The sequence below is a fragment of the Bacillus sp. AY18-3 genome, assembly GCF_008042305.1.
Classification (GTDB): Bacteria; Bacillota; Bacilli; order Bacillales; family Bacillaceae_G; genus Bacillus_A; species Bacillus_A wiedmannii.
Map to the genome: position 1 here is coordinate 93,423 of NZ_QKQR01000001.1, position 23,044 is coordinate 116,466.

General features: G+C 35.5%; 25 protein-coding genes and 1 pseudogene. 11 read left to right on the top strand and 15 right to left on the bottom strand.

The genetic code is table 11. From position 1 onward, the window contains the following. Positions 1-22: 22 nt before the first annotated feature. Together DM800_RS00445 and DM800_RS00450 are read right to left on the bottom strand one after the other, a co-directional pair. A complete protein-coding gene (locus DM800_RS00445) occupies positions 23-337 on the bottom strand; it encodes a hypothetical protein (protein ID WP_046956701.1) in 315 nt (104 codons plus the stop codon). 125 nt (positions 338-462) lie between these two features. Then, entirely contained in the window at positions 463-1,662 is a 1,200-nt protein-coding gene (locus DM800_RS00450) for a cation:proton antiporter (RefSeq protein ID WP_060487615.1), read from the bottom strand. 206 nt (positions 1,663-1,868) lie between these two features. Here DM800_RS00450 and DM800_RS00455 point away from each other — a divergent pair, with 206 nt between their 5' ends. Next, positions 1,869-3,272 (top strand): branched-chain amino acid transporter BcaP, encoded by a 1,404-nt coding sequence (locus DM800_RS00455; protein WP_147786194.1) that lies wholly within the window; start codon positions 1,869-1,871, stop codon positions 3,270-3,272. Positions 3,273-3,306: 34 nt separating this feature from the next. On the opposite strand, the gene DM800_RS29045 is transcribed toward DM800_RS00455, so the two are convergent. The 3 genes from DM800_RS29045 to DM800_RS00465 all read right to left on the bottom strand — a co-directional run bounded on the left by DM800_RS29045 (position 3,307) and on the right by DM800_RS00465 (position 6,230). Then, positions 3,307-3,471: a hypothetical protein gene (locus DM800_RS29045; RefSeq protein WP_179955658.1), complete on the bottom strand. Its 165-nt coding sequence runs from the start codon at positions 3,469-3,471 to the stop codon at positions 3,307-3,309. Positions 3,472-3,483: 12 nt separating this feature from the next. Next, positions 3,484-3,687, bottom strand: coding sequence for a hypothetical protein (locus DM800_RS00460; protein ID WP_147786195.1), 204 nt, complete (start codon positions 3,685-3,687; stop codon positions 3,484-3,486). A gap of 80 nt (positions 3,688-3,767) precedes the next feature. After that, a complete protein-coding gene (locus tag DM800_RS00465) occupies positions 3,768-6,230 on the bottom strand; it encodes a LamG-like jellyroll fold domain-containing protein (protein WP_147786196.1) in 2,463 nt (820 codons plus the stop codon). A 353-nt stretch (positions 6,231-6,583) separates the two neighbouring features. On the opposite strand from DM800_RS00465, the gene DM800_RS00470 reads away from it, so the two are divergent. Further along, positions 6,584-7,009 (top strand): S-Ena type endospore appendage, encoded by a 426-nt coding sequence (locus DM800_RS00470; RefSeq protein WP_147786197.1) that lies wholly within the window; start codon positions 6,584-6,586, stop codon positions 7,007-7,009. A 57-nt stretch (positions 7,010-7,066) separates the two neighbouring features. Here DM800_RS00470 and DM800_RS00475 read toward each other — a convergent pair whose 3' ends face one another. From DM800_RS00475 to DM800_RS00490, 4 genes are all read right to left on the bottom strand, one after another. After that, positions 7,067-7,411, bottom strand: coding sequence for a DUF3992 domain-containing protein (locus tag DM800_RS00475; protein WP_046956705.1), 345 nt, complete (start codon positions 7,409-7,411; stop codon positions 7,067-7,069). Positions 7,412-7,431: 20 nt separating this feature from the next. Further along, positions 7,432-7,800 carry a DUF3992 domain-containing protein gene (locus tag DM800_RS00480; RefSeq protein WP_088062054.1) on the bottom strand — a complete coding sequence of 123 codons (369 nt, stop codon included), beginning with the start codon at positions 7,798-7,800 and terminating at the stop codon, positions 7,432-7,434. A 110-nt stretch (positions 7,801-7,910) separates the two neighbouring features. Then, positions 7,911-8,516 carry a DedA family protein gene (locus tag DM800_RS00485; RefSeq protein WP_061677846.1) on the bottom strand — a complete coding sequence of 202 codons (606 nt, stop codon included), beginning with the start codon at positions 8,514-8,516 and terminating at the stop codon, positions 7,911-7,913. Between the two features lie 11 nt (positions 8,517-8,527). Then, positions 8,528-8,809: a YkvA family protein gene (locus tag DM800_RS00490; RefSeq protein ID WP_000733852.1), complete on the bottom strand. Its 282-nt coding sequence runs from the start codon at positions 8,807-8,809 to the stop codon at positions 8,528-8,530. 350 nt (positions 8,810-9,159) lie between these two features. On the opposite strand from DM800_RS00490, the gene ku reads away from it, so the two are divergent. Further along, complete coding sequence (gene ku / locus DM800_RS00495) at positions 9,160-9,972, top strand: non-homologous end joining protein Ku (protein WP_147786198.1); 813 nt, start codon at positions 9,160-9,162, stop codon at positions 9,970-9,972. A gap of 17 nt (positions 9,973-9,989) precedes the next feature. Here the strand turns inward: ku and DM800_RS00500 are convergent, their stop codons facing one another. Together DM800_RS00500 and DM800_RS00505 are read right to left on the bottom strand one after the other, a co-directional pair. Further along, positions 9,990-10,769, bottom strand: a complete 780-nt coding sequence (locus tag DM800_RS00500; RefSeq protein WP_147786199.1) for a DUF2935 domain-containing protein — start codon at positions 10,767-10,769, stop codon at positions 9,990-9,992. A 14-nt stretch (positions 10,770-10,783) separates the two neighbouring features. After that, complete coding sequence (locus tag DM800_RS00505) at positions 10,784-11,197, bottom strand: VOC family protein (protein WP_097857980.1); 414 nt, start codon at positions 11,195-11,197, stop codon at positions 10,784-10,786. Between the two features lie 48 nt (positions 11,198-11,245). Here DM800_RS00505 and DM800_RS00510 point away from each other — a divergent pair, with 48 nt between their 5' ends. The 4 genes from DM800_RS00510 (at position 11,246) to brnQ2 (ending at position 13,850) form a co-directional block, all read left to right on the top strand. Further along, positions 11,246-11,461 (top strand): spore coat associated protein CotJA, encoded by a 216-nt coding sequence (locus tag DM800_RS00510; RefSeq protein ID WP_046957262.1) that lies wholly within the window; start codon positions 11,246-11,248, stop codon positions 11,459-11,461. Positions 11,462-11,469: 8 nt separating this feature from the next. Further along, entirely contained in the window at positions 11,470-11,733 is a 264-nt protein-coding gene (locus DM800_RS00515; RefSeq protein ID WP_147786200.1) for a spore coat protein CotJB, read from the top strand. A 12-nt stretch (positions 11,734-11,745) separates the two neighbouring features. Next, positions 11,746-12,315: a spore coat protein CotJC gene (cotJC, locus tag DM800_RS00520; protein ID WP_000265275.1), complete on the top strand. Its 570-nt coding sequence runs from the start codon at positions 11,746-11,748 to the stop codon at positions 12,313-12,315. 218 nt (positions 12,316-12,533) lie between these two features. Next, positions 12,534-13,850, top strand: a complete 1,317-nt coding sequence (brnQ2, locus tag DM800_RS00525; protein WP_088121360.1) for a branched-chain amino acid transport system II carrier protein BrnQ2 — start codon at positions 12,534-12,536, stop codon at positions 13,848-13,850. A gap of 39 nt (positions 13,851-13,889) precedes the next feature. Here brnQ2 and DM800_RS00530 read toward each other — a convergent pair whose 3' ends face one another. The 4 genes and pseudogenes from DM800_RS00530 to DM800_RS00545 form a co-directional block, all read right to left on the bottom strand. Continuing rightward, complete coding sequence (locus DM800_RS00530) at positions 13,890-15,812, bottom strand: FtsX-like permease family protein (protein WP_147786201.1); 1,923 nt, start codon at positions 15,810-15,812, stop codon at positions 13,890-13,892. Positions 15,813-15,951: 139 nt separating this feature from the next. After that, the gene (locus DM800_RS00535) at positions 15,952-16,956 is read right to left on the bottom strand and encodes an ABC transporter permease (RefSeq protein WP_147786202.1); all 1,005 of its coding nucleotides are present in this window, start codon (positions 16,954-16,956) and stop codon (positions 15,952-15,954) included. A gap of 1 nt (position 16,957) precedes the next feature. After that, positions 16,958-17,832, bottom strand: a pseudogene (locus DM800_RS00540) (ABC transporter permease subunit). Between the two features lie 88 nt (positions 17,833-17,920). Beyond that, positions 17,921-18,655, bottom strand: a complete 735-nt coding sequence (locus tag DM800_RS00545; RefSeq protein ID WP_088608437.1) for a YwaF family protein — start codon at positions 18,653-18,655, stop codon at positions 17,921-17,923. Positions 18,656-18,866: 211 nt separating this feature from the next. Here DM800_RS00545 and DM800_RS00550 point away from each other — a divergent pair, with 211 nt between their 5' ends. The 4 genes from DM800_RS00550 to DM800_RS00565 all read left to right on the top strand — a co-directional run. After that, the gene (locus DM800_RS00550) at positions 18,867-19,970 is read left to right on the top strand and encodes an efflux RND transporter periplasmic adaptor subunit (RefSeq protein WP_088062044.1); all 1,104 of its coding nucleotides are present in this window, start codon (positions 18,867-18,869) and stop codon (positions 19,968-19,970) included. Continuing rightward, a complete protein-coding gene (locus DM800_RS00555) occupies positions 19,967-20,641 on the top strand; it encodes an ABC transporter ATP-binding protein (protein WP_147786203.1) in 675 nt (224 codons plus the stop codon). Before DM800_RS00550 ends, DM800_RS00555 begins: the two co-directional genes overlap by 4 nt. 26 nt (positions 20,642-20,667) lie before the next feature. Continuing rightward, the gene (locus DM800_RS00560) at positions 20,668-21,819 is read left to right on the top strand and encodes an ABC transporter permease (protein ID WP_414017851.1); all 1,152 of its coding nucleotides are present in this window, start codon (positions 20,668-20,670) and stop codon (positions 21,817-21,819) included. Between the two features lie 497 nt (positions 21,820-22,316). Next, positions 22,317-23,044: SH3 domain-containing protein (locus tag DM800_RS00565; RefSeq protein WP_147786204.1), on the top strand; the 728-nt coding region annotated here is incomplete at its 3' end.

The window sequence follows — 23,044 nt, forward strand, 5'->3', positions numbered from 1 at the left end:
CCTCCACTTCTTACGGTTGCGTTCACTTATTTTCTCTTGCTTCAAGAAGGTAAAAACCATCATCGCCAGGAGGATGAAACACATTTACAATGCGATTCCCTTTTTGATAAACAGTTCTTTCCCCTTCTGTCCACTTCTTTTCCCAACCGTTCATCCAAATCGCAACATCAGGTAAAAAAGCAGTATATTTCAGCTTCTGGTCGTACTCACCATCTGCTTCTTCCGAGAAAATAGAAACCGGAAAATCTTTCACTTTTGATTCTTTCCATGCAGTAAATGGTATGCACAATACAAGAAGTATAATTACACCTATAATCTTTCCCTTCGTAATCCTCAAACACATCCCTCTCCTTGTCATATCACATACATAGATTTTACCATAATTACAAACCTTTCACGCCACATGACTATTGCTTTTTTCCAATAAAAAAAGCTTACCTACATCAGATAAGCTCTTCCTTTCTATACAAAATACTTCTTCAAAAGCGGCGGCGTAATAATCGTCGTTAATATAACAACAATAACAATCGCTGTGAAATTTTCTTTCGCTAATAAATTCGCCGCAAGTCCATTCGCTGCGATGATAAGCGCCACTTCTCCGCGCGAAACCATCCCCGCACCAATACTAATAGAAGATTGAAGGTTGAACCCTGTCAGTCTTGCTCCTAAACCTGATCCGATTAACTTTGTAAAAATTGCAATAAGCGTCATGATGATAATGAACCAAAGTTGGCTTCCGATACCTTGAAATGTAATTTCCATTCCGATACTTACGAAGAACACCGGTACAAATATTGCATAAGCAATCGGTTCAATTTTATGTTCTACTTCGTGCTTATACTCTGTTTGCGAAATGGCAATTCCGGCCGCAAATGCCCCAATAATACCTGCAATCCCCATCATTTCACTGTAATACGAAAATGAGAAACAAATAATAAGAGCTGCACTAATTAACGCTTCTGTTACGCGAAGTGGTACGAGCATTTTCATAATCCATGGAACAACTTTCCAAGAGATGAAAACGATACTGACAAAAAAGATAATTTTCTTTGCAATGACAAGCGTTACATTTACATCTTGTGTACCTAAAAAACTCATCACAAATGCTAATAAAATAACAACAATTACATCATCAAATACAGCTGCCCCTAAAATCGTCGTACTTTCTCTCGTATTCATTTTCCCTAAATCTCTTAGTGTTTGAACAGAAATACTAACGGAAGTGGCACAAAGTAATAACCCTAAAAAGATCGCATGCGACTGTAACATTCCGAACGCAAGTCCGGCTAAATACCCACCAAGGAATGGGAAAATAATTCCTCCCATCGCTACTGCGAATGCAGATTTCAAATTTCGATTTAACTCTTCTAAATCTGTTTCAAGTCCTGCCATAAACATAAGTAGTAAAACACCAATTTCACTCAGTTCATCAATGAGTTCAGAACTATTAATAATACCAAGCACAGCCGGACCGATAATAATACCAACGATTAATTTACCAAGTACAGAAGGCTGGCCAAGCCTAACACTAATATCACCAGCTAATTTCGTACAAAGTAAAATGACGACAAGTTCAAAATAAAATAACATAACATCTTCTCCTACTTTAACTTTAATCAGTGGGTTTTCTCCATCCAAAGTAAATTTACAACCCTCGTCCATTCCTGCCAGTAGTTTCCCCTATTCATTCGCATTTTATTTGTCACATTTTTATTTGACAAAATATTCTGAATTATAATAAAATTAATCCAGCAATTTTAAAAAACAACCTACCATAACTGTACCTCCATTTACTTATATACTCTTTTCTAGTGGGCTCATACTATATTCGCAGTTATGAAAATGAAAAAACGGGGGGAGAGTCCAAAGTGAAGTCATTATTACGAAAAAAACCGCTTAGTACTGAATCACCACGGCAGTTAGATAGAACCTTAACTGCACTTGATTTAACATTTTTAGGAATTGGCGCCGTAATTGGGACAGGGATCTTTGTATTAACAGGTATTGTCGCAGCGAAACATTCTGGTCCTGGTATTATGTTATCATTCCTTATTGCTGCATTTACTTGTGCTTGTGTAGCCTTTTGTTATGCTGAATTTGCTTCTTCTATTCCTGTCTCAGGAAGTGTGTACACTTACGCATATATGACAGTCGGAGAAGTCGTCGCCTTCATCGTCGGCTGGTGTTTAATGCTCGAATATTTACTTGCAGTCGCGGCAGTAGCTGTCGGTTGGTCTGGTTATTTACAATCTTTACTACAAGGATTTAACATCCATCTGCCCACCATAATAGCCTCGGCCCCTGGCGTAGGAAAAGGCGGTATTATCGATTTACCGGCTGTTTGTATTTTACTACTCATTACGGGACTTTTAAGTTTCGGTATACGCGAAAGCGCACGCATTAATAATATTATGGTTCTTATCAAGTTAGCTGTTATTCTCGCCTTTATCGTAGCAGGGGCAAAATATGTAAAACCTGAAAATTGGACTCCGTTCATTCCATTCGGATACGACGGTATCATTACTGGGGCTGCCACTGTATTCTTCGCCTTCTTAGGCTTTGATGCAATCGCAACCGCTGCAGAAGAAACGAAAAAACCACAGCGCGATTTACCAATTGGCATTATCGGTTCCCTTCTTATTTGTACTGTTTTATACATGATTGTATCTTTCGTTTTAACAGGTATGGTTCCGTATACACAATTAGATGTTTCTGATCCGGTTGCGTTTGCCTTACATTTCGTTGGCGAAGATACAATTGCAGGACTACTCGCTGTTGGGGCGATGACTGGAATGACAACCGTTCTCTTAGTCGTTATGTATGGACAAGTTCGCGTTTCGTATGCAATGAGCCGCGACGGTTTACTTCCAAAAGCGTTAGCACGTGTGAATAAAAGAGTAAAAATCCCTTTATTAAACACGTGGATTACTGGCGTTGTGTCAGCTTTATTAGCAGGACTTTTAGACTTACATTTACTAGCGAATTTAGTAAACATCGGTACGTTAACAGCATTCACATTCGTTTGCTGCGCTGTACTTATTTTACGAAAAACACATCCTGATTTAAAACGTGGATTCCGCGCACCTTTCGTACCTGTATTACCAGTTGTTGCAATTCTTTGCTGTTTATATTTAATGATCAATTTGTCTAAAACGACATGGATAAGCTTTGCAGTTTGGCTTCTAGTCGGCTTATGCTTCTATTTCTTCTACTCTAGAAAACATAGTCATTTAGCTACTGAAAAAACAAATGATGAAAAGAAAAAAGCATAACAAAATAGCTCGCCGATAAAACGGCGAGCTACCTTCATGTCTGATTATTTTTTTTCGTTAACGATTGTAAAATGAAAAATATGCCGATGCAAGCTGTAAACCATGCCCAATTCCCTATCGGTGTAGCGTATTTAAAAACGCCAATACCTACAAGCAATAGGAAAATAATCACCTGATATATAAGCTTCCACTTTTGCATATGTTCCCTCCTTTACTTCGTTCCCCTCTTTTTCTTCTTCCATGCATTTAAACTATCAAAGAAGAAGTTAATAAATAACGTGCCTAAACCCGCTAATAAAAACGTCATTAAAAATAGAACCCATATACTTTTCTCTTTTAAGAAATAATATCCTACAAGGAGCACAACCGCGATCCATACATATTCAAGAATTCTTTTTAGCTTTTTCTCTTCCAAATTATTCGCTCCCTCATACTATGCTATTTTTAGTATAACAAAAAAGAAGCCTATCATGATAAGCTTCTTTTTCTTCTCTCTTATTTGCTTATGCTTTTTTCAACGAGTGAAATCGCATATTCTATCGTACGATTCATCGTTTCTACTTGTGCATCTTTTACTTTCGCATCTTTTAATACAGCTTCTGCCACTGTAATTTTTTGACTCAATGATTTCACTGAACCGTCCGTTACATTTGCAGCTTGCGCTTTTTTCACTACTGCTTTTGCAGATTCAATATTGATTTGTAATTTTTCTTTCAGTGTTTTCGGTTGTTCTTCTGCCACTTTTGATTGTACAAATGTTACATTAGCTGTTTTTAATTCGTTATACGTTTGGACGATTTGCTCTCCAGTACTTCCTACATTTTCAAATGCTTGCTTTGCAGTGTTATAGCTTTTCTCTAATGCTTGAAATGCTTCCTTTGAATATTGACCTGGTTTGTCACCAAACTCATACGTACCAGCTAACACTTCTTTTACTTTTCCAAGCTCTTCATATAACGCGTTTACTTGCTCTAATTTTGTACGATTAGAAAACTCATTATACGCTGCTAATACTTCTGAAGAACTTAATGCTTTACTATATAATTTTGCAAGCGCAATTTGTCCATTTAGCGGAATACCACCATTCCCATTACTATCAGGGTCTGCCCCAAGCGCAAATGGTACGTTCGGGTGATATACTTTCCCTGTAGCTGGTTGGCTATTTACTTTTTTACCATCTACGTAAATTGCTACTTCACTTCCGTTATACGTTCCTGTTAAATGGTACGTTTTATTAGCCTCTAATTGAACGCCAACACGTTTATAACTTCCACCAATATGAGCCCATAATTCTACATAACCACTTCCTGTAGATTCAAAACCAATTCCCCCGCTCTCTGTATTTTGTAAAATACCTTGTCCGCGAATTTCATTCATTGAAAACACAGTTTCTAATGTAAATGTATTTGCTACTTTCTCTTTTTGTGCTGCTGAAAATGGAAGGTATCCAAATGTATTTGCTTTTCCGTTTAGCTTCATAACATTCTTTTTCAACACTTTATCATATTCAATAGTCACATTACCCTTAACATCACCTTTTGTACCAAATGATGAATTGTCTTTAAATGTACCATCTGCAAAGTTTACATCAAAAACATCCGCCTTTGGTACTTTCACATTCGGGTCAATATTATCTTTTTTCGTAGTAATCTCTGCCGTTAATGGTTGTACACTTTCGTTGCCGAATGAATCAATCGCAACGACTTCCAGTGTATATGTTTTCCCGCCATCTAGTCCTGCAAGCGTAAATGTCAGTTCTTTCGGCACTGGATCACGATAAAACTCTGAGAATGCTAACAATTTATTCTTTATTTCTCCCGTTTGCTTATCTCTCGCTTGTACACGGTAAGAATGAACAAGAAGGTTGTCCAACGCTTGCTGGAATGTTACTGTTGCTGCATTTTCTGTTACATTTGATACCGACAACTTCGCATCTTTTGCAAAGTATGGCTTTTCTTTATCACGATCTTCTACATGTGTAAATGTGTCTTTCTTTGATGGTAATTTAATTTTCCAAGGCTCGCCTGTCCAAGAATTTGTATGGAAATCACGGCGATTAATCGTTACTTCTTTATCATCTACTTCTACTAATAAACCTTGGCTTAATGTACTAGCTCCTGACGGGATATTTCCTTGTACTTTACCACCTTCAACCTCCATATAACTTACTGAAGATGTGCCAACTGATGTAAAGTCTTTTTGATGAATCGATCTTGGATCATCTAACGGATAATGTGAATGACCTGAAAACGTAATAACTTGTGGGTATTGTTTTAATACCTCATTAATTTTCGCACTATCTTTTGTTCCCCATTCTTGGCTACCGTATACTGTATCTTTAATATGTTGGTGTAAAAATACGAAAATTGGTTTTTCTGGATCATCTTTTTGAGCTTTTGCCATCTCTTCTTTTAACCAATTAATTTGCTTGTCTGAATAATATCCGTGAGTTGTCCCATCCTCTGGAGACATTACAAGGAAGTGATACCCTTTCACCACTTTATGATAGTAAATCGATTCCATACCTGTTTTTTCTAAGAAACGTTTCTGCGCTCCCTCTACAGTTAAACCGTTCCAATAATCATGATTGCCTAGAGAATTCATTCGTACCGCATCTTTATTTGCATTTTCATTATATACTTGCATGAAACGATCATATTGTTGTACCGATCCTGAATCAGTAAAGTCTCCCACAATTACGAACGCATCTTGTTTAGGTGCAAGTGTATTAAGTTGCTCGATTGCTCGTTTCCAGCGAAACGTATCATCCGTTCCACTATTTTTAATATGTACATCACTTACGACTGGAAAAACGATCTTCTTCTCACTTGGTGCATTTTCTTGCTTCTTCTCTTCCGCTTTGACTGATGTACTCCACGGAAATGATACGAACGCTAATACAAAAACCATTAATAATCCAATAAGGCCTTTTACTTTTCGTAAAATAGTTCTTTCCACGTGAATCCTCCTCATAATAATTGATTCATTACAAGGGCTATTTTATCTAAAACATATTAATGCCGTTTAAATAACAAATTAATTTTATTAGATTTTTGTAAATATACAGTTAATTAGAAATTAAGTCCAACATTCCTCGTACTATTGTATACAACCACCTTTTGTCTAAAAGAGTCTGGTCATTCTTTTCCTATGATGATTCACATATAATCTTTTCTATAACACTAATGATAAGTTAAGGTTTAAGCCTATTAGACAATCTTAATTTTTAACATTTCCTTCTTTTTTTTAACACATCGGCCATGCTTCTACATTTAATAATAGTAAAAGACAACTTAAAAGGAGGGGTTGTATTGAAGAAACAAAAAAATATTGGCTGTTTCGCTCCTTTATCTATCATTTGTCCAGACCCTTGTCCACCGCCCCCTCCTCCAAATCCAAGTTGCGAGCGAGTAACTAATGAATTTGCAGGGAATTTCCTCATAACGAATAACACCATCTCCTCTGTCAAAGATGCATCACAATCAATGATACTGTGGCAAAGTGATGGAATACTACTTATATCAGGTAATGTCTCGGTTTACAATAGTACTAGCAGCACAGAAGCAATTACAATTCAAATCGTTGGAGCAGCAACTAATGTTTTCACTGTGTTTCCTGGTAATACAATATCATACACAGGAAAAGACTTAGAGTCAGTCAGGATTATCAATATACAAAGTAATCCTTCACTATATTTAGAAGGTAAGTACTGTTGCCAATTTACATGTTGCTTATAAAATACCAATTTCATTACGTCCTTAATAAAAAAAGCATACCATTTACGGTATGCTTTTTTATGAAATTGGATAACGTACAGTAATACAAAACTCTCCTTGATTAACAGTTGTTCCTGTCGTAGTAATTCGGACAGTCGTAAAATATCGTACAGTGAAAGTACCACTACTTTGTGGTTGTACAGCAATTGTATCAACTACTGTAGCACCTACTAAAAAATCAACTGTAATCGGAGCTGCCCCTACATCATATTTCACGTAACCTGAACCATATACTTCTTGTGTAATATTATTCGTATATACAATTTGAGTACCAGCACCTGTAATAGACCAGTCTGTACATACTTGATCTTGCACAAGTGTTTTATTAGAACAACAAGACAAACCGGAACTTCTCATTCCCATTTTGATCCTCTCCTATTCTGCTATGAAAGTGGATAACGTGTTGTAATACAAAATTCTCCCTGATACGTTCCAGCAGGTGTTGCAGGTAACACAACTTGTATACTATCAAAGCGACGATACGTGAAAGCAATACTCGTTCCTGGGTTTAATGTTTGTGTATCAATTGTAGCCCCAGCAGAATCAAGCGCTTCTACAGTAATTGGACCTGGGCCAACATCATATTTAACAAAACCAGTACCAACTACATTTTGGTTAATATTATTTGTATAAAGAACATTATCAATTGCTGTTGCAACTACAGTAGCAGACCATGGACTACACACTTTATCTTGCACATAATTTTTATCTGGACAACACGTTAATGCCGCCCCTGAGCATTCACAAGACATAGAAGTTTCCCCTCTCTCTTACTTATTCCTTATATGTGTATGTCCCTCAGAGTCTTTTGCCTGTACTATTCATCTATTTTCAAAAAATAAGACAACTCCTGTACTAATGACTAGATAGATTCCGTTCTGTTTCTTTTTTTCATAAATTTATAGATTAAAATACCACCTACAACAATAACTACGACTAGTAATATCGGTAACATATATTGTCCAACAACATCCGCCGCTTTTTCCCAATGCGGACCTAATTTCATCCCAAAATAAATATACAAAGTCGTTAACGGGAACATTGCTACAAATGTATATATACTAAATTTCCATATGTTCATTTTCGCCATTCCACATGGAACAGAAATAAGCGTTCGAACCCCTGGCACAAAGCGTCCAACAAATGCTACAACTGGTCCATATTTCTCAAAGAAATCATCTGCTTTTTGAATTTGTTCTTCTTTAATAAAGAAGTATTTCCCGTACTTTATTAATAGAGGACGACCACCGTAATAACCGAGTGCGTATAACGTTAATGGTCCTGTCGTTCCCCCCAGTGTTCCAGCTAATACAGCTAGCCAAAAATTCATATCCCCCTCGTATACCCAATACCCAACCATAGGCAACACTACTTCTGCTGGAATAAATTCAAACGTTAATGCTAACACAACTCCAAAATAAGAAAACTGCTTTAAAAACTCAATTATATCTAAAATAATTTGCTCCATATTTTTAACTCCTATCCTACGTTTACGTTATGCTTTTCTTGTAATTGAACTGGCGCCATTTTTACAATTCGGTTCAAAATGAATAACACAATTCCAATATCATCTAAAATACCGATAAACGGTAGGAAGTCTGGAATTAAATCAAGCGGCATCGCAACATACCCAACTAAAAAAGCAACAGATAAAATTTTCTTCTTTATTGAAACCTCTTTTGAAGTAAAAAAGTCAAATAGGAATGGAACGAAACGACGGACATGAAATACAACTCTTAATCTACTAATAAGTTTTTTCATTTTTATTTCTCCTCTCTTTGTATACAAAAAGGACCCTACCAAATATGGTAAGGGTCCTAAAAAAGACAATAAGGGGCCTTTACCATTGCTGGTAAAGGTCTCACTAACAACGAAACGTTGCCAATAAAGCCGAGGGTTTCTCCCTGTAATGACGACTTTATTGTAATAAGTTACTCCCCTTTATACACAATTTTATACACTCACATTAAAATATTTCAGAGGGCTTGTCAATATATTTTATATCCCAATCCCTCCTGCTTACCCTTCCGTAAAAAACAAAAAACGTATAGGAAATTTCTTACTATCTCATAATATACATAATCATTTTTGAATGAAAGGAGAGGTTTCATTTGCATACCGTATGGAAAGGTGCACTTTCACTTGGACTATTAAATATAGGAATTAAACTATATAGCGCCGTAGAAGAAACCGATATAAAATTTTTAAGTCTCCATAAAGAATGCTTAACACCTATTAAATATAAAAAATTTGCTCCTGATTGTACGGATGAAGAAATTGATGATAAAGATATTGTAAAAGCCTATGAATATGCACCTCATAAATACATCATTATTGATGAAAAAGAATTAGCTGCGTTGCAAAAAGCTCACGAACCACGATCCATTCGTATTATATCTTTTATCCAAAATAACGAAATCGATTCTGTTCTTTATGACCGTTCTTATTTTATAGGCCCTACCCCAGGACATGAAAAATCATATTTATTATTAAAAGAAGCTCTTGAACGTACAAATAAACTTGGGCTTATTCATATTTCTATTAGAAAAAAACAACATTTAGCTATTATCCGTAACTTTGAAGATGGACTTATGTTACAAACCATCCACTACCCTAATGAAATTCGCGATATAACAAATACAACTAACTTACCAAGTAATGAAAATTACCCTATCCAAAAACAAGAACTCACCGCAGCAATTAATTTAATCCACCACCTTACAAATCCTTTTGAACAAGAAATGTATATAGATGAATATGCAGAAGCCCTTACCGAATTAATCGAGAATAAAATTGAACAACAGGAAAAAACTGAAACAATCTCTCCAGCTCCGAACATCATTAATATTATGGAGACATTACAGGCAAGCATTGAACAAGCAAAAATAAAAAGAGAAAACAAAAAAGAACAAGAGGCCAAATGAAATTGACCTCTTGTTCTTTAAAGCGGATTACATTTCGGCATTTCGAGTCCAGATGATTGAGCTAATTTTAATAAATAATAACATTCCTCTCTTGCCATATGATCTGCCATTCTAGCTGATAGTGCACTTAATACTTCATGCGATAACTCGAGCTCTTCCACTTCATGTAAAAAATGCGAAAATAATTTCAATTCAAGTGAAACATCTTTTGTAAACTTCTTTAATGCTGGAAAATGATGAAGCTCCGTTCGTAAATACCCAGTCATCTCAACTGCCTTTAAGTAAAATTGTTCAAAATGCTTCGTAAATTCTTCGCTTTTCTCTTTTAATCTTTTTTCAACAAGATCTAGCCCACCAGAAATAGAGCCCGCATGACCAGCCGCATCCGTTAACCAAACGAGATGATAATGCAATTCATGAAAAACAGGCGGAACTCCCCCTTTCTTCAAAAACTCTAAAACCGTTATATACTCTTCCACTTCGTTTACCATATGATTAATAAAAGTTGGTGTAAAATGAATAGTAATTTTCCCTTCCAACTGCTCCTGTATAATACTTAATTTAAACGTCCGAATTTCCTTAGCAGCTTGTTCTGCCTCTTTTGAGAATGCCATCAGATTCACATTCCCAACTTTATTTAACAGGTTCGTAAATGTTTCAACAAAGTAAGTAGCTTTTTTTATATCCTCTTTTTCCTTCGGAGCTAATGCATCAAGTAAAAATTGTGCATGATCAGTAAGTACCTTTAGCCAAAATTGATGCTCAAACAACGCACTTTCTTCATAATTTCTCTCCACTAAATCCCCTCCGTTTATTCATCCTTATCTACCACTTGAAGTTTATATCCATCTGGGTCTTGTACTACAATACTTTTCTCACTTTTGTTTTCTGTATATGCAATTTTATAAAATACTAACCTCTTCTTTACATTCTCTATGTTAGAAATTGAAAACGTTAGAACATCAACTGAGTCCGTAACACTCTTCTCACGTCCTCCCAAACTGCGATTCATAACAAAACTAATTCTCGTTGAATCGGTATCATACCAAACCCCTGTAATATCTAATTGCGGCCTCTCTGAACTAGGTGTTATTCCTAAAATCCCTTCGTAAAAATACAGAGTTTCCTTTAAGTTCTTTACTTCTAACACAATTAAATTCTTTACATTCTCCACATTCATTCCCCCTGTACTTATTACTTTTTTATATGTGTCATAAATGCTCATTATGTCTGAATACAATACGTAGTAATGAACATTTAAGGAGGTTTATTCGTGAATAAATATATGAGATCATTCGTGCCCTATCATAGTCCTCTCGACCCTTGTCCTCCTATCGGAAAAAAATATTATTCTACTCCTCCTAATTTATTTTTAGGCTTTCAACCGCCAAACTTACCACAATTCACGCCAAAAGAAGCGCTACAAAAAGGGACTTTATGGCCTATTTTTTATGACTATTATGAAAATCCTTATAAAAAAGGGCGGTGACTACTGACGTGACTCAATCGCTACCAGAAGAATACTATCAGCTTTTACTGGAGCTTCAAGAACTGGACTTTGTACTAGTTGAACTCACTCTTTATTTAGATACACATCCAGATGACACCGCTGCGATTAATCAATTTAATGATTTTTCCTATAAACGGCGAGTATTAAAACAAAAGATGGAAGAAAAATACGGGCCACTCCAACAGTTTGGAAACAGCTATTCCAATACTCCTTGGGAATGGAGCAAAGGTCCTTGGCCATGGCAAATATAAAGGAGAGAAACTATGTGGATTTATGAAAAGAAATTACAATACCCAGTTAAAGTGGGAACTTGCAATCCAGCACTTGCAAAATTATTAATTGAGCAATATGGCGGTGCAGATGGCGAGCTAGCTGCTGCACTACGTTACTTAAATCAACGTTATACAATTCCTGATAAAGTCATTGGCCTACTTACTGATATTGGTACAGAAGAATTTGCTCACCTTGAAATGATTGCTACGATGGTTTATAAACTAACGAAAGATGCAACTCCTGAACAAATGAAAGCCGCTGGACTTGATCCTCATTATGTTGATCATGATAGTGCACTTCATTACCATAATGCTGCTGGTGTTCCATTTACTGCAACCTATATACAGGCTAAAGGTGATCCAATTGCCGATCTATACGAGGATATCGCAGCTGAAGAAAAAGCACGCGCAACATATCAATGGCTCATTAACTTATCAGATGATCCAGATATAAATGACAGCCTACGCTTCTTACGTGAACGAGAAATTGTCCATTCACAACGTTTCCGAGAAGCAGTTGAAATTTTAAAAGAAGAACGTGATAAAAAAATATTTTTTTAAAACACGTATCCTAGTGATATGTGTTTTTTTACGTTAAAAAGTTAAATCCTTCCTATTAAAGATATAAATAGTATATTTATTCGATTTAATGTATTATTTTTTAATATTTTCAAAATTCCCTATTGCTTTCTAGTCATCAGACCTTTAAAATAGTAACAGTTACTCGACAAATTATTTGAATTTTCGACAAAAATACTCATTAGGAGGATTTTCTTTATATGCGTACAACTTTAAAGCCAGCGCAAATACTTTCGATTAGTTTATTACTATTCGCAGTTTTCTTCGGTGCTGGTAATATGATTTTTCCGCCCCTTCTCGGTCTTTCTTCCGGAGAAAATATGTGGGTCTCCATTACAGGATTTATTATTACAGACGTCGGTTTATCTTTACTAGCTATCGTCGCTGTTGCCCTTGCCGGTGGTAGTTTTAACACTTTAGCAAGCCGTGTTCATCCAAAATTCGCAGCAATATTCGCTATCATTATTTATCTTTCAATCGGCCCACTATTTGTTATTCCACGAACTGGATCTGTATCTTACGAAATTGGGATTGCACCACTTTTCCCGGACCAATGGTACTCTATGTTAATCTTTAGTGCGATTTTCTTTACAGTCGTTTACTTCTTATCATTAAATCCATCAAAATTAGTAGATCATATTGGAAAAATATTAACGCCAATTTTACTTGGAATTGTTGCAATTATGGCAACAAAAGCGATTCTTTCACCAGGAACGTTTGCAGAACCTGTTGGTGACTATAAAGAAATTCCATTTTTCAAAGGATTTCTTGAAGGATTTTTAACGTTAGATGCAATCGGTGCTCTCGTATTATCAACGATTGTTGTAAATGCAATTCGCCAAAATGGTATACAAGAGAAGAAATCTATTGCGAAATATACAATTATTTGTGGGAGCATTGCAGCCTTATTCTTAACAATTGTTTATTTCTTACTTGGTTATATCGGCGCTTCAAACGGCAACTTAGGACAATTCGAGAACGGTGGTCAACTATTAGCTACTGTTATGTACCAATTCTTTGGGACAAGCGGTAATGTTTTATTAAGCATCGCCATTATTTTCGCTTGTTTAACGACAGCCATTGGTGTTGTAAGTGCATTCGCCAACTATTTTGCAACAGTATTAACAAACGTTTCCTACAAAAAGCTCGTACTATACGTTTGTATTTTTAGCTTCGTGATTTCAAACTTAGGATTAAGTTTATTAATCAAAATTACATTACCTGTATTAATTATTTTATATCCAATTACAATCATTTTAATTTTCGTATCATTTCTTGATAAATATACGAAACGTAAACCTTCTGTCTACATCGGAGCAATGATCGCAGCATTCATTATTAGCTGTATTCATGCACTGGATAATGTGGGAATGATACCAAGTTTTATCGCTAATATCGTACACACCATTCCTTTTTATAACTTAGGAATTGGTTGGATTATTCCAGCAATCATTGGTGGTATAATCGGATACTATATCCCTCAAACAGAAGCTGAAGGTGAAGTTTCTACAAAATAAAGAAAAGGAGCAAGCATGAAATACATGCTTGCTCCTTTTTTATTTTCTATCGCTACATACAATATTTGTGTACGAACGGACCGTTAACGTATAGTAACTAAAGTAAATGATGATATACACACCTATACTGCCTAGTAAAGGAAGGCTATATTCAAACATTCCTGTAAAGCCCATCAAACTTAAAAATGCAAAGAATGTATGACAAATCGCAAGAAGTAATGGTACTAAAAATATTGCGCCTACTTGCTTTCTTACAGACTCTGTTGCTTCCTTTTTCGTTAGTCCAATTTTCTTTAACATTCCGTACGCTGGTCGCTCTGCCATCGCTTCTGTTATTTGTTTAAAGTATAAAATACAACCCGTTGCCAAAATAAAGACAATCCCTAAAAATATACTAGCAAATAATAATACTGCACCATCTTGCAGTTCAGATTGGCTCGCCTCTTCAAATGATTGGAATTTCACTTCTTTAGGAATGATTGTCCCTAGCTCTTTCGTTAGCTCTCTATTACCGTTTCCTTCAACGATAAATCCGCTAACTGTTGAAACATCCTTTCCTTGCTGCAACTTATTAAATAGCGAATCTCGAACAACAAGCCCCACTGGTGCAAGTTTCGCACTAACAACTGTTTCTTCGCGGTGATCAACGATTGTTAAACCACTCTTCATCCCTTCAAAGGACACATTACTTCCTTCAAGCGAATTCTTTTCGATGTTATATGATTTATATGGATCTAATAAAATAACTTCCTTTTCAGAACCGAGAATAACTTGTTTATTGCCTAACATAGAAGCTGATTTATTATAATCTGTCACTTTTATAACTTGTACATTACCATTACCTATTAAATACCCTGTTAATATTTGTTCTCCATCTATCTTCCCTTGCATAGACAGCATAGCTACAGACGTTTCATTTTTAATTGCTAACTCATGCTTTTGAATTTCTTCTCTAACTTTCTTATCTAATCCTTTTCCAGTTGTTACATATTCATAACTAACTGGATTCATTAATGCCACTGTCTTCTGCGCTCCATAATACATACTAGAACTAATTCCAATCGTACATAATGTTACCGCACTTAATAAAGATAATAGCGCCAGCATCTTTACGTTCCCTTTTATTCTAAAGAACAATGAAGAAATCGATAAAATGTTCGTTCCATTCCAATATTTCGTTTTATCTCCCTTTATTTTATGGAGTGATTTCACTGTATATTGCTCAAATAGTAAAAACGTACCTTTTACAATACAACCAAAAATAAGTAGACCTGTAATGAAAATGGCCCCAAACCCAAAGATTTGTGTAAGTAGCGCAATGATATAACCTGTAATTAATAAAGCAATCGCTCGTTTTGCCTTCTCACTTGCATACGTAGGTGCCTCTTCTTTCTGATTTTCACCATATAGTAATTCAACTAAACGATGCTCATAAATTAACTTTTTACTTTTCCATGATGCAATAAAGAAAATTGCGCCTATCGTTATAAGAACTTCTACTATAGATAAAAATGAAATCGTAAATGTGAACGTAAACGCACTTCCCATTAGCTTCACAAGAAGCCCTGCGCACATATTCGCTATAAATAAACCAGCAAGAATACCTAACACACTTGCCGCACTACCAACTAATAACGTTTCATAAAAGAGTAACTTCGCAATTTCTTCTTTACGGATACCTAATAAACTGTATAGCACAATTTCTTTTTTCTTCTTTCGCAAAAAGAAGCTATTACAATAAAAAATAAATATCGTTAAAAAGATAATTAACAATATTTGTGCAAACGTAAATGTCGTTTCCACTTTATCCGACTCTTTTAAAAGAGCTACTACACTTTCATTTCGTTTAATCGATACGAATGTAAAATAAATAATAATGCTGCCTACTAATGAAATAAAGTATAGAAAATAATCTTTCATATTTCGTTTTATGCTACGTTTTGATACTTCTAAAAAATCCATCGTACACCTTCACCCGCTCTGGCATTTCTCTATACATGAAGTGTATACGAAATTGTATTTCTCCCCTATCGATTTTCATTACATCTCTCTTACAATATTGTAATATAGCAAAATAAAAGAACCTAGTTTCCTAGGTTCTTCACATCGTATGTTTAAAAGTAAATAACTCTTCTTTTGACTGCACAGCAGATTGTTCCTCTTCTGCAACGTCCTTCTTTATCTCTCCTCCTAACCTTACTTTCATCATCGCCTCTTCTATACTTTTTACAATCATATTTCCTGAAAAAATAGTAAATCCAAAAAATGTAATGGGAACGAGCGGGATCCACGGATTCACTGTTAATGATCTAAAATAGACTCCAATTAAACCTGACCATTCATGCGTGTATGATTCTATTTCTTCTATCGGTCCTAAAAACTGAACTGTTCCACCAAAGAATATTTCCAGTAATCCTAAATGCAGTAAAATAGTAAGAGTTTGCGTAAACTGCTGAAAAAATACAAGTATAAACGTCATATAGAGATGCGGGAAAATATGCTTTATAACAATGTGCCTTCTCGATCCACCCAATATGCACGCAGCTTCAATAAATTCTTCGGTTCTCAATTTACGGACTTCCTTCGCAACATACAGTGCAATAACTGGCATCACAAGCATTACAAGTAATAAAACTTGAAACGAAGCTCTTTCAAAAAAGGTTGTTGTTTCCTCTCCACTCCCAAATGCATTTGCAAGGTGAAGAAAAAAATACGCAATCATAACTGTTGGAATAACTGTAAAACTATCAAAAAAAGCCTCGATTTTTGAAAACCCTCTTTTTACATATGTTCCAAGCACAACACCAAAAAACACACCTATCACCATTCTAAGTGCCGCAATTAAAATAGATATACCAATCGTCCACTTCGCACCTTCAATGACTAAATGTAACAGGTCGTATCCTTTCCGGTCTGTCCCAAGTAAAAATTGTAATGAAGGTGAAAACGGTGGCACTTGTGGATTTTCATCCGCATCATATTGCAATGTAACTTGTCTAATATGTCCATCATTCCATATCGTATTTCCGATGCTCAAAAGAACTAATATGAGAAGAAACCCAATGCTTATCCAAAATCTTTTATCGCGTTTTATATACGTCCACATATTATAGTCTCTCCTTCATCGCAGCTGGAATGAGATAATGAAACACTTTAAACAAAATAAAAATCGGAATATAAATAAGCAGCACACTAACGATGAAAACCTCAACCCTAATACTCTCATACGATTTCAAAAACATAAAAATACCACCCGTATTAAAAATCCATTCTATAATATATAAATTAGATAACATAAAAAAGATATTCGTTTTCGCAAAGAAAAGTGTACTAAGCAACACATTTCGTAAAACATGACGATTTAAAATATGAAAACGATTCAGCCCTTTCGCCTTAGCAAATAGTACATAATCTTTTTCTAGCTCATTTTCAAAACGAAGCACTAACATTTTTACAAACAAAATCGTAGTCGGTATACTCAAACAAAATATCGGCAATCCTCTAATCGATTCGCCTCCGATTGACGCAATTTGAAAAGGTAAAAAACCTGTACTTTTAAAAAACCATACAACTAAAATTTGTGATACTAAAATAAGAAGAATGTCTGGAATAGATTCTAGGAAGATGAGAAATGATTTAATGCGATGCTGTATACGCGGTGAACTACTCATAATGACATAAACAATACAAAATGCTACAAATAATGAAATGAAAAAAGCCGCCAAAAAAATCACAATCGTTTCTTTATAATGGACGAACAACTGCGGAAATAAAAATTTACCTCTCACATATTGAAAATTGGAGATATCCATTAAGTTCACAAACACTTCTTTTAAACTCTGTATGTACTTTGATACATGCAGCTCAACAGCTCAAATCTATAAAATAATTTCGGCAATGCCCCTAAACAAATAATACCCAAAATCGAAATAATAAATTGAACCGTCACTTCCATCCCATTCAGAAAAACTTTTTTGACCACGTTTTCCCTTCTCTCTTTATATAATTTACCCCTTAATTTTATTCTCAATTTTCTGAATTGTAAATATTTATATAGAAAAATCACTAGGTTATGATCCTAGTGATTCTTTATGCGCATGCCCTTCTCTTTTCGCAAACGGCATATACAAAATAAAACATCCAATAAGCGCAGCTATTTCTAATGAAATAATATAGTAAGGGTGTGGCCCTAACATATCGAGTAATGAAGCAGTTTCTGGCTTACGAGCTAAAAACATATAATTGCCACCTGTTTTGTAGTTCACAAAAGAAACGATTGGAATTATTATGTTTAAAAATATCATCGTACGCTTAATTGATTGCAAGGTCGGTCTATATCCTTCTACCCACGTCATAAAGAGTGGTGACCAAATGAGTAATACATGTGCGGCGAAGAATTCTATAAAGCGAAAATGTGGAAAAGCATATTGCACGTTCGGCGTTATAATAGCTTGTGATGCACCGATAATTCCTGTAAAAAATACAATCTCATATATGCGGTAACTTTTCGTTACAATCATAATCGATGCTAACAATAAACTAATCGTACATAACTCAAATGGTAATGAAGTGCCTAGTTCAAAAATCCCCGCTTTCCATTCCCACATATGGAGCCCAATTTCACTCCCAACAAATAAAAATGCAATCGCATATCGAACCGTTATATTCCACTCATTTTGACGCAATAAATCTTGGTATTGATATAGAAAAAATATCCCCACCAACATAATAAATAATATAAGGACATGTTGCCTTGAGTATGGAATAAATGGTTTTAATGGATGCGCACTAAAATAAGCTTCCATCTTGCCTCCTCCTCTCTTTCATACAATATTATTGTTAGAAAGAAACGACGAGTCAATTCATTTGCTCACACTTGGACAAGCTCTACCTTACATTTACATATTCATACCTTACAAAACTGTAAGGTTATTGTAAGCTAAAACGATTTGTCAGATTCTTCACCTCTTCTATACTTAATGTAGATACTAAAACGAGCGAAAAGGTGATAAATAGATGAAGAAGAAAAATAAAGTGTTAATTACTAGTGTAGTAGCAATCGGTATTGCAGCTGGATCATATTTTGCATTTGCTGGCGGTAGTTCAGAAGTAGCAATGGCATATAGCGGATATAAAGTAACAGAAAAACAAATTGAAAACGCGCAAAAATTTGGCGGTGAAGTCATTCCAAACGGCATCGAAACAATTTCATTTGATCCAACAAAAGGTACGTATGAATTAGCTGTTAAAAAAGGCGATGAAGTTAAGAAAGGGCAGCTTCTGTTTAAATATAATGACCCTACTGCGAAACAAGGTGTAACGGAAGCAGAAATGCAAAAGAAAATCGCACAAAAAGAAGTAACATTGTTCCAAAAACAAATTGATACAGCGAAACAAAAATTACAAAAAGATAAAAATGCAGGCCTTCCTGCTGAAGCATTAAAAGCATCAGAAGTCGAAGTACAACAATTAGAATCACAAATTGAAATGAAAAAGTTTGAAGTTGAAAAATCTGATGAAATGATTAAAGCAGCAAAAGAGAAAGTAAATACACTTTCTGTAACGAGCCCTACTGATGGCGTAATTGATGATATCGTAAAAACTGCTGATGAAAAAACAGGTATGAGCGGCATTACACTTCGCCACGCTGGGCCATTTAAAGTAAAAGGTCAACTTTCTGAATATGAGCTTGCTAGTATGAAAGTCGGGCAAGAAGTAACTGTTTCCTCAAAAACTGTCGCTGGTAAGACTTGGACAGGAAAAGTAACAGAAATCGGTTCTACACCATTAAAGAGCATGGATGAAAACAAAACAGTTTCTAACTATCAATTCACTGTCACATTAGATAATAGTGAAGAATTACAAAACGGCTTCCACGTTTACGTAACAAGTAAATCTGGCGAAGCAACTGGTACGATTGTTCCGAAAAGCAGCATCGTGAAAAAAGGTGACAAAAATATTGTCTTCGTTGTAAAAGACGGGAAAGCGAAAGAACAAGCTGTTACTGTTGAATTCGAGACTGATAGCGAAGCAAAAGTTTCTGGAGTGAAAAAAGGAGAGCAAATTATCTCTAAACCTGAAAAAGACTTAAAAGATGGTATGGAGGTCGTCGCCCGATGATTAACTTAAAAGGCATCACGAAATCTTTCCAAAATGGTGCAGAATCCGTTCAAATATTACACGGCATTGACGTAACACTGAACCAGGGAGAATTCACTTCTATTATGGGACCATCTGGTTCTGGTAAATCAACATTAATGAACATTATCGGTTGCTTAGATAAACCAACGACAGGTGCGTATGAACTAGCTGGTCAAAATATTTCAAACATGTCTGAGACAGAACTTGCACGCGTTCGTAATAAAGAGATCGGGTTCGTATTCCAAAACTTCATGTTATTACCGAGACTTACAGCACTTCAAAATGTAGAGCTACCTCTTATTTACGCTGGAGTCGATAAAAAAGAAAGACGCGAGCGCTCATTAGCCGCTTTAACAAAAGTAGGTTTAGCTGATCGTGCTACTCACCTACCGAACGAATTATCAGGTGGACAAAAACAGCGTGTCGCAGTCGCACGTGCAATCGTAAATAAGCCAAAGTTCATTTTAGCCGATGAACCGACAGGAGCACTTGATACGAAAACAAGTACACAAATTATGGATCTCTTTTACGAATTAAACAAACAAGGCTCAACAATCATTATGATTACCCATGATCGTGAAATTGGGGAAGCTGCAGCAAGGCAAATTGTAATTCGTGACGGAAACATCGTCCAAGATTGGAGAGGTTAATTTTGAACACGAGTGAAAATATACGCATGGCCCTTTCCTCTATCTTTGCCCACAAAATGCGTTCTATCTTAACGATGCTAGGAATTATTATCGGCATTAGTGCCATTATTACTATCATTTCAATGGGTGATGGTACAAATGCAAAGTTTAAAGAAGAATTAGGCCAAGGAAAAGATAATGAAGTAACGATTTACTACAACAATCCTGATTATGGAACGGATAGTGCCAAAATCACACCTGATATGCTAAACCGTCTTCAAACCGTACCAGGCGTTAAAGATGTGTATCCAGATGTAAGTATGAAAGTAAAAGCATCTGCTGGTTCAAAAGATGTAAATCTTGATTTAAAAGGTGGAACAGGCGCCTTTATGACAGATTCGAAAATAAAATTAGTTCACGGTCGTGAATTAAACGACAGCGAATTAAACCAGGCAATCCCTGCTGTTATATTAAATGAAGAAGCTTTCAACAAATTATTTAGTGGTTGGGAATCAAATCAATACACAGATATAAAAGGAAAGCCGTATAAAATAGTCGGTGTATACGAAACGAAAAACGAATTTGGAATGGCTATGCCTGAAGGTTACACATCACTTGAAAACGCGCCTGTCATTTCAGGAGTAAATGAGTATGACTCTGTAAGATTAACGATGACCTCTCCAACAGAACGTAAAAGTGTAGAAAAACAAGCCGTTTCTATTTTAAACGAAATGAAAGCTCCTAAATTTGAGCACAAATTCGAAGCACAAGATTTAGGTGAATTTACGAAGCAATTAGACGAATCAATCGGCATGATGAAAATGGTATTCGGTGGTATTGCCGCTATCTCCTTACTTGTTGGTGGTATCGGTGTAATGAATATTATGCTTGTATCTGTAACAGAACGTACACGTGAGATTGGTATTCGTAAAGCACTTGGTGCAACGCGCGGTAAAGTATTAACACAATTCTTAATTGAATCTTGTATTTTAACAGGACTCGGTGGTTTCATCGGATTCATGCTCGGTATATTCTTCGCTTGGATCGTCTCAATCTTTGCCGGATGGCCACTCGTTGTCTCAAAAGAACTTGGACTTCTTGCAGTAGGTATCTCCATGTTAATCGGTATTATATTCGGTCTACTACCAGCTAACAAAGCTGCAAAACTTGATCCAATTGAATGTTTACGATATGAATAAACAAAAACGTAGGAATTTACACTCCTACGTTTTTTTATTTATCCCGCTTTAATGGGCAGTAAGACCCCCACTGATTAAAGTTTCACTTTATCTATTAAATCGTGTTTCTTCTATTATATATGTTTCACGTTTTACATACCTTTAACTATTTCAAAGTACTAAAGCTATTATAGAATCTTATTATTGCAAAAATAATATGTGACAGACTAAAATCAAGGCGTAATTTTTTCCATACCTCGACTTATTTTGTAACAATTATGGCGATATTTTATCGATTTTCACCTCATTTATATTTCTCTACAACTAAAATAGTTATTTTTACATAACTACTTTCCTGTTCCAATAGAAAAAAACGCCGTTTTTGTAATGATTTCGAAATGATTACGTAACACTACAGAAACGTTATTAACCTATTAGAAATTGAAATACTCCTCTTTTTATGTATTGTATGCTCTAACCTCCCCTATAAACTATAAGAAAGCGCTTTTAGGATATTACTGGAATTATTACAGAATATTAATGACCCGTTACGAAACCTTTGTAATTTTATGTTTTCCGCAAATAAGAAAATAATGGTTGCTATAATGAGGTCAACGAAAACAAATGCAATGGAGGCTATTATGAAAAAATTTATGGGTATAGCAACAGCAGCGGTTTTTGGTCTTGGGATTTTCACAACATCTGCTAAAGCAGAAACAATCGTAACGACTGATGTACTAAATGTACGAGAAAACCCAACTACTGAATCAAAAGTTGTAGGAAAATTATTAGATGGATATAAAGTTAACGTTTTACATACAGAAAACGGATGGTCAAAAGTGAAATTAAACAGCGGTAAAGAAGCTTTCATTAGCGCTGACTATACTAAAGACACTTACTACGTAACAGCAAACGTATTAAACGTACGTGCTGGTGCAAACACAGACTCAGAAATTCTTGGTAAATTGAAACAAGATGATGTAATTGAAACAACACACCAAGTACAAAACGACTGGATCCAATTTGAATATAACGGCAAAACAGCTTATGTTCATGTTCCTTACTTAACAGGTAAAGCACCAGTTAAAGTTCAACCAGTAGTTAAAGCTGAAAAAACAACTAAAGTTCAAGATACAGCTAAAGCTAAGGCGGAGGAAGCAACTAAAGCTCGTGAAGTAGCTGAAACGCAAGCTAAAGCTAAGGCGGAGGAAGCAACTAAAGCTCGTGAAGCAGCTGAAGCTCAAGC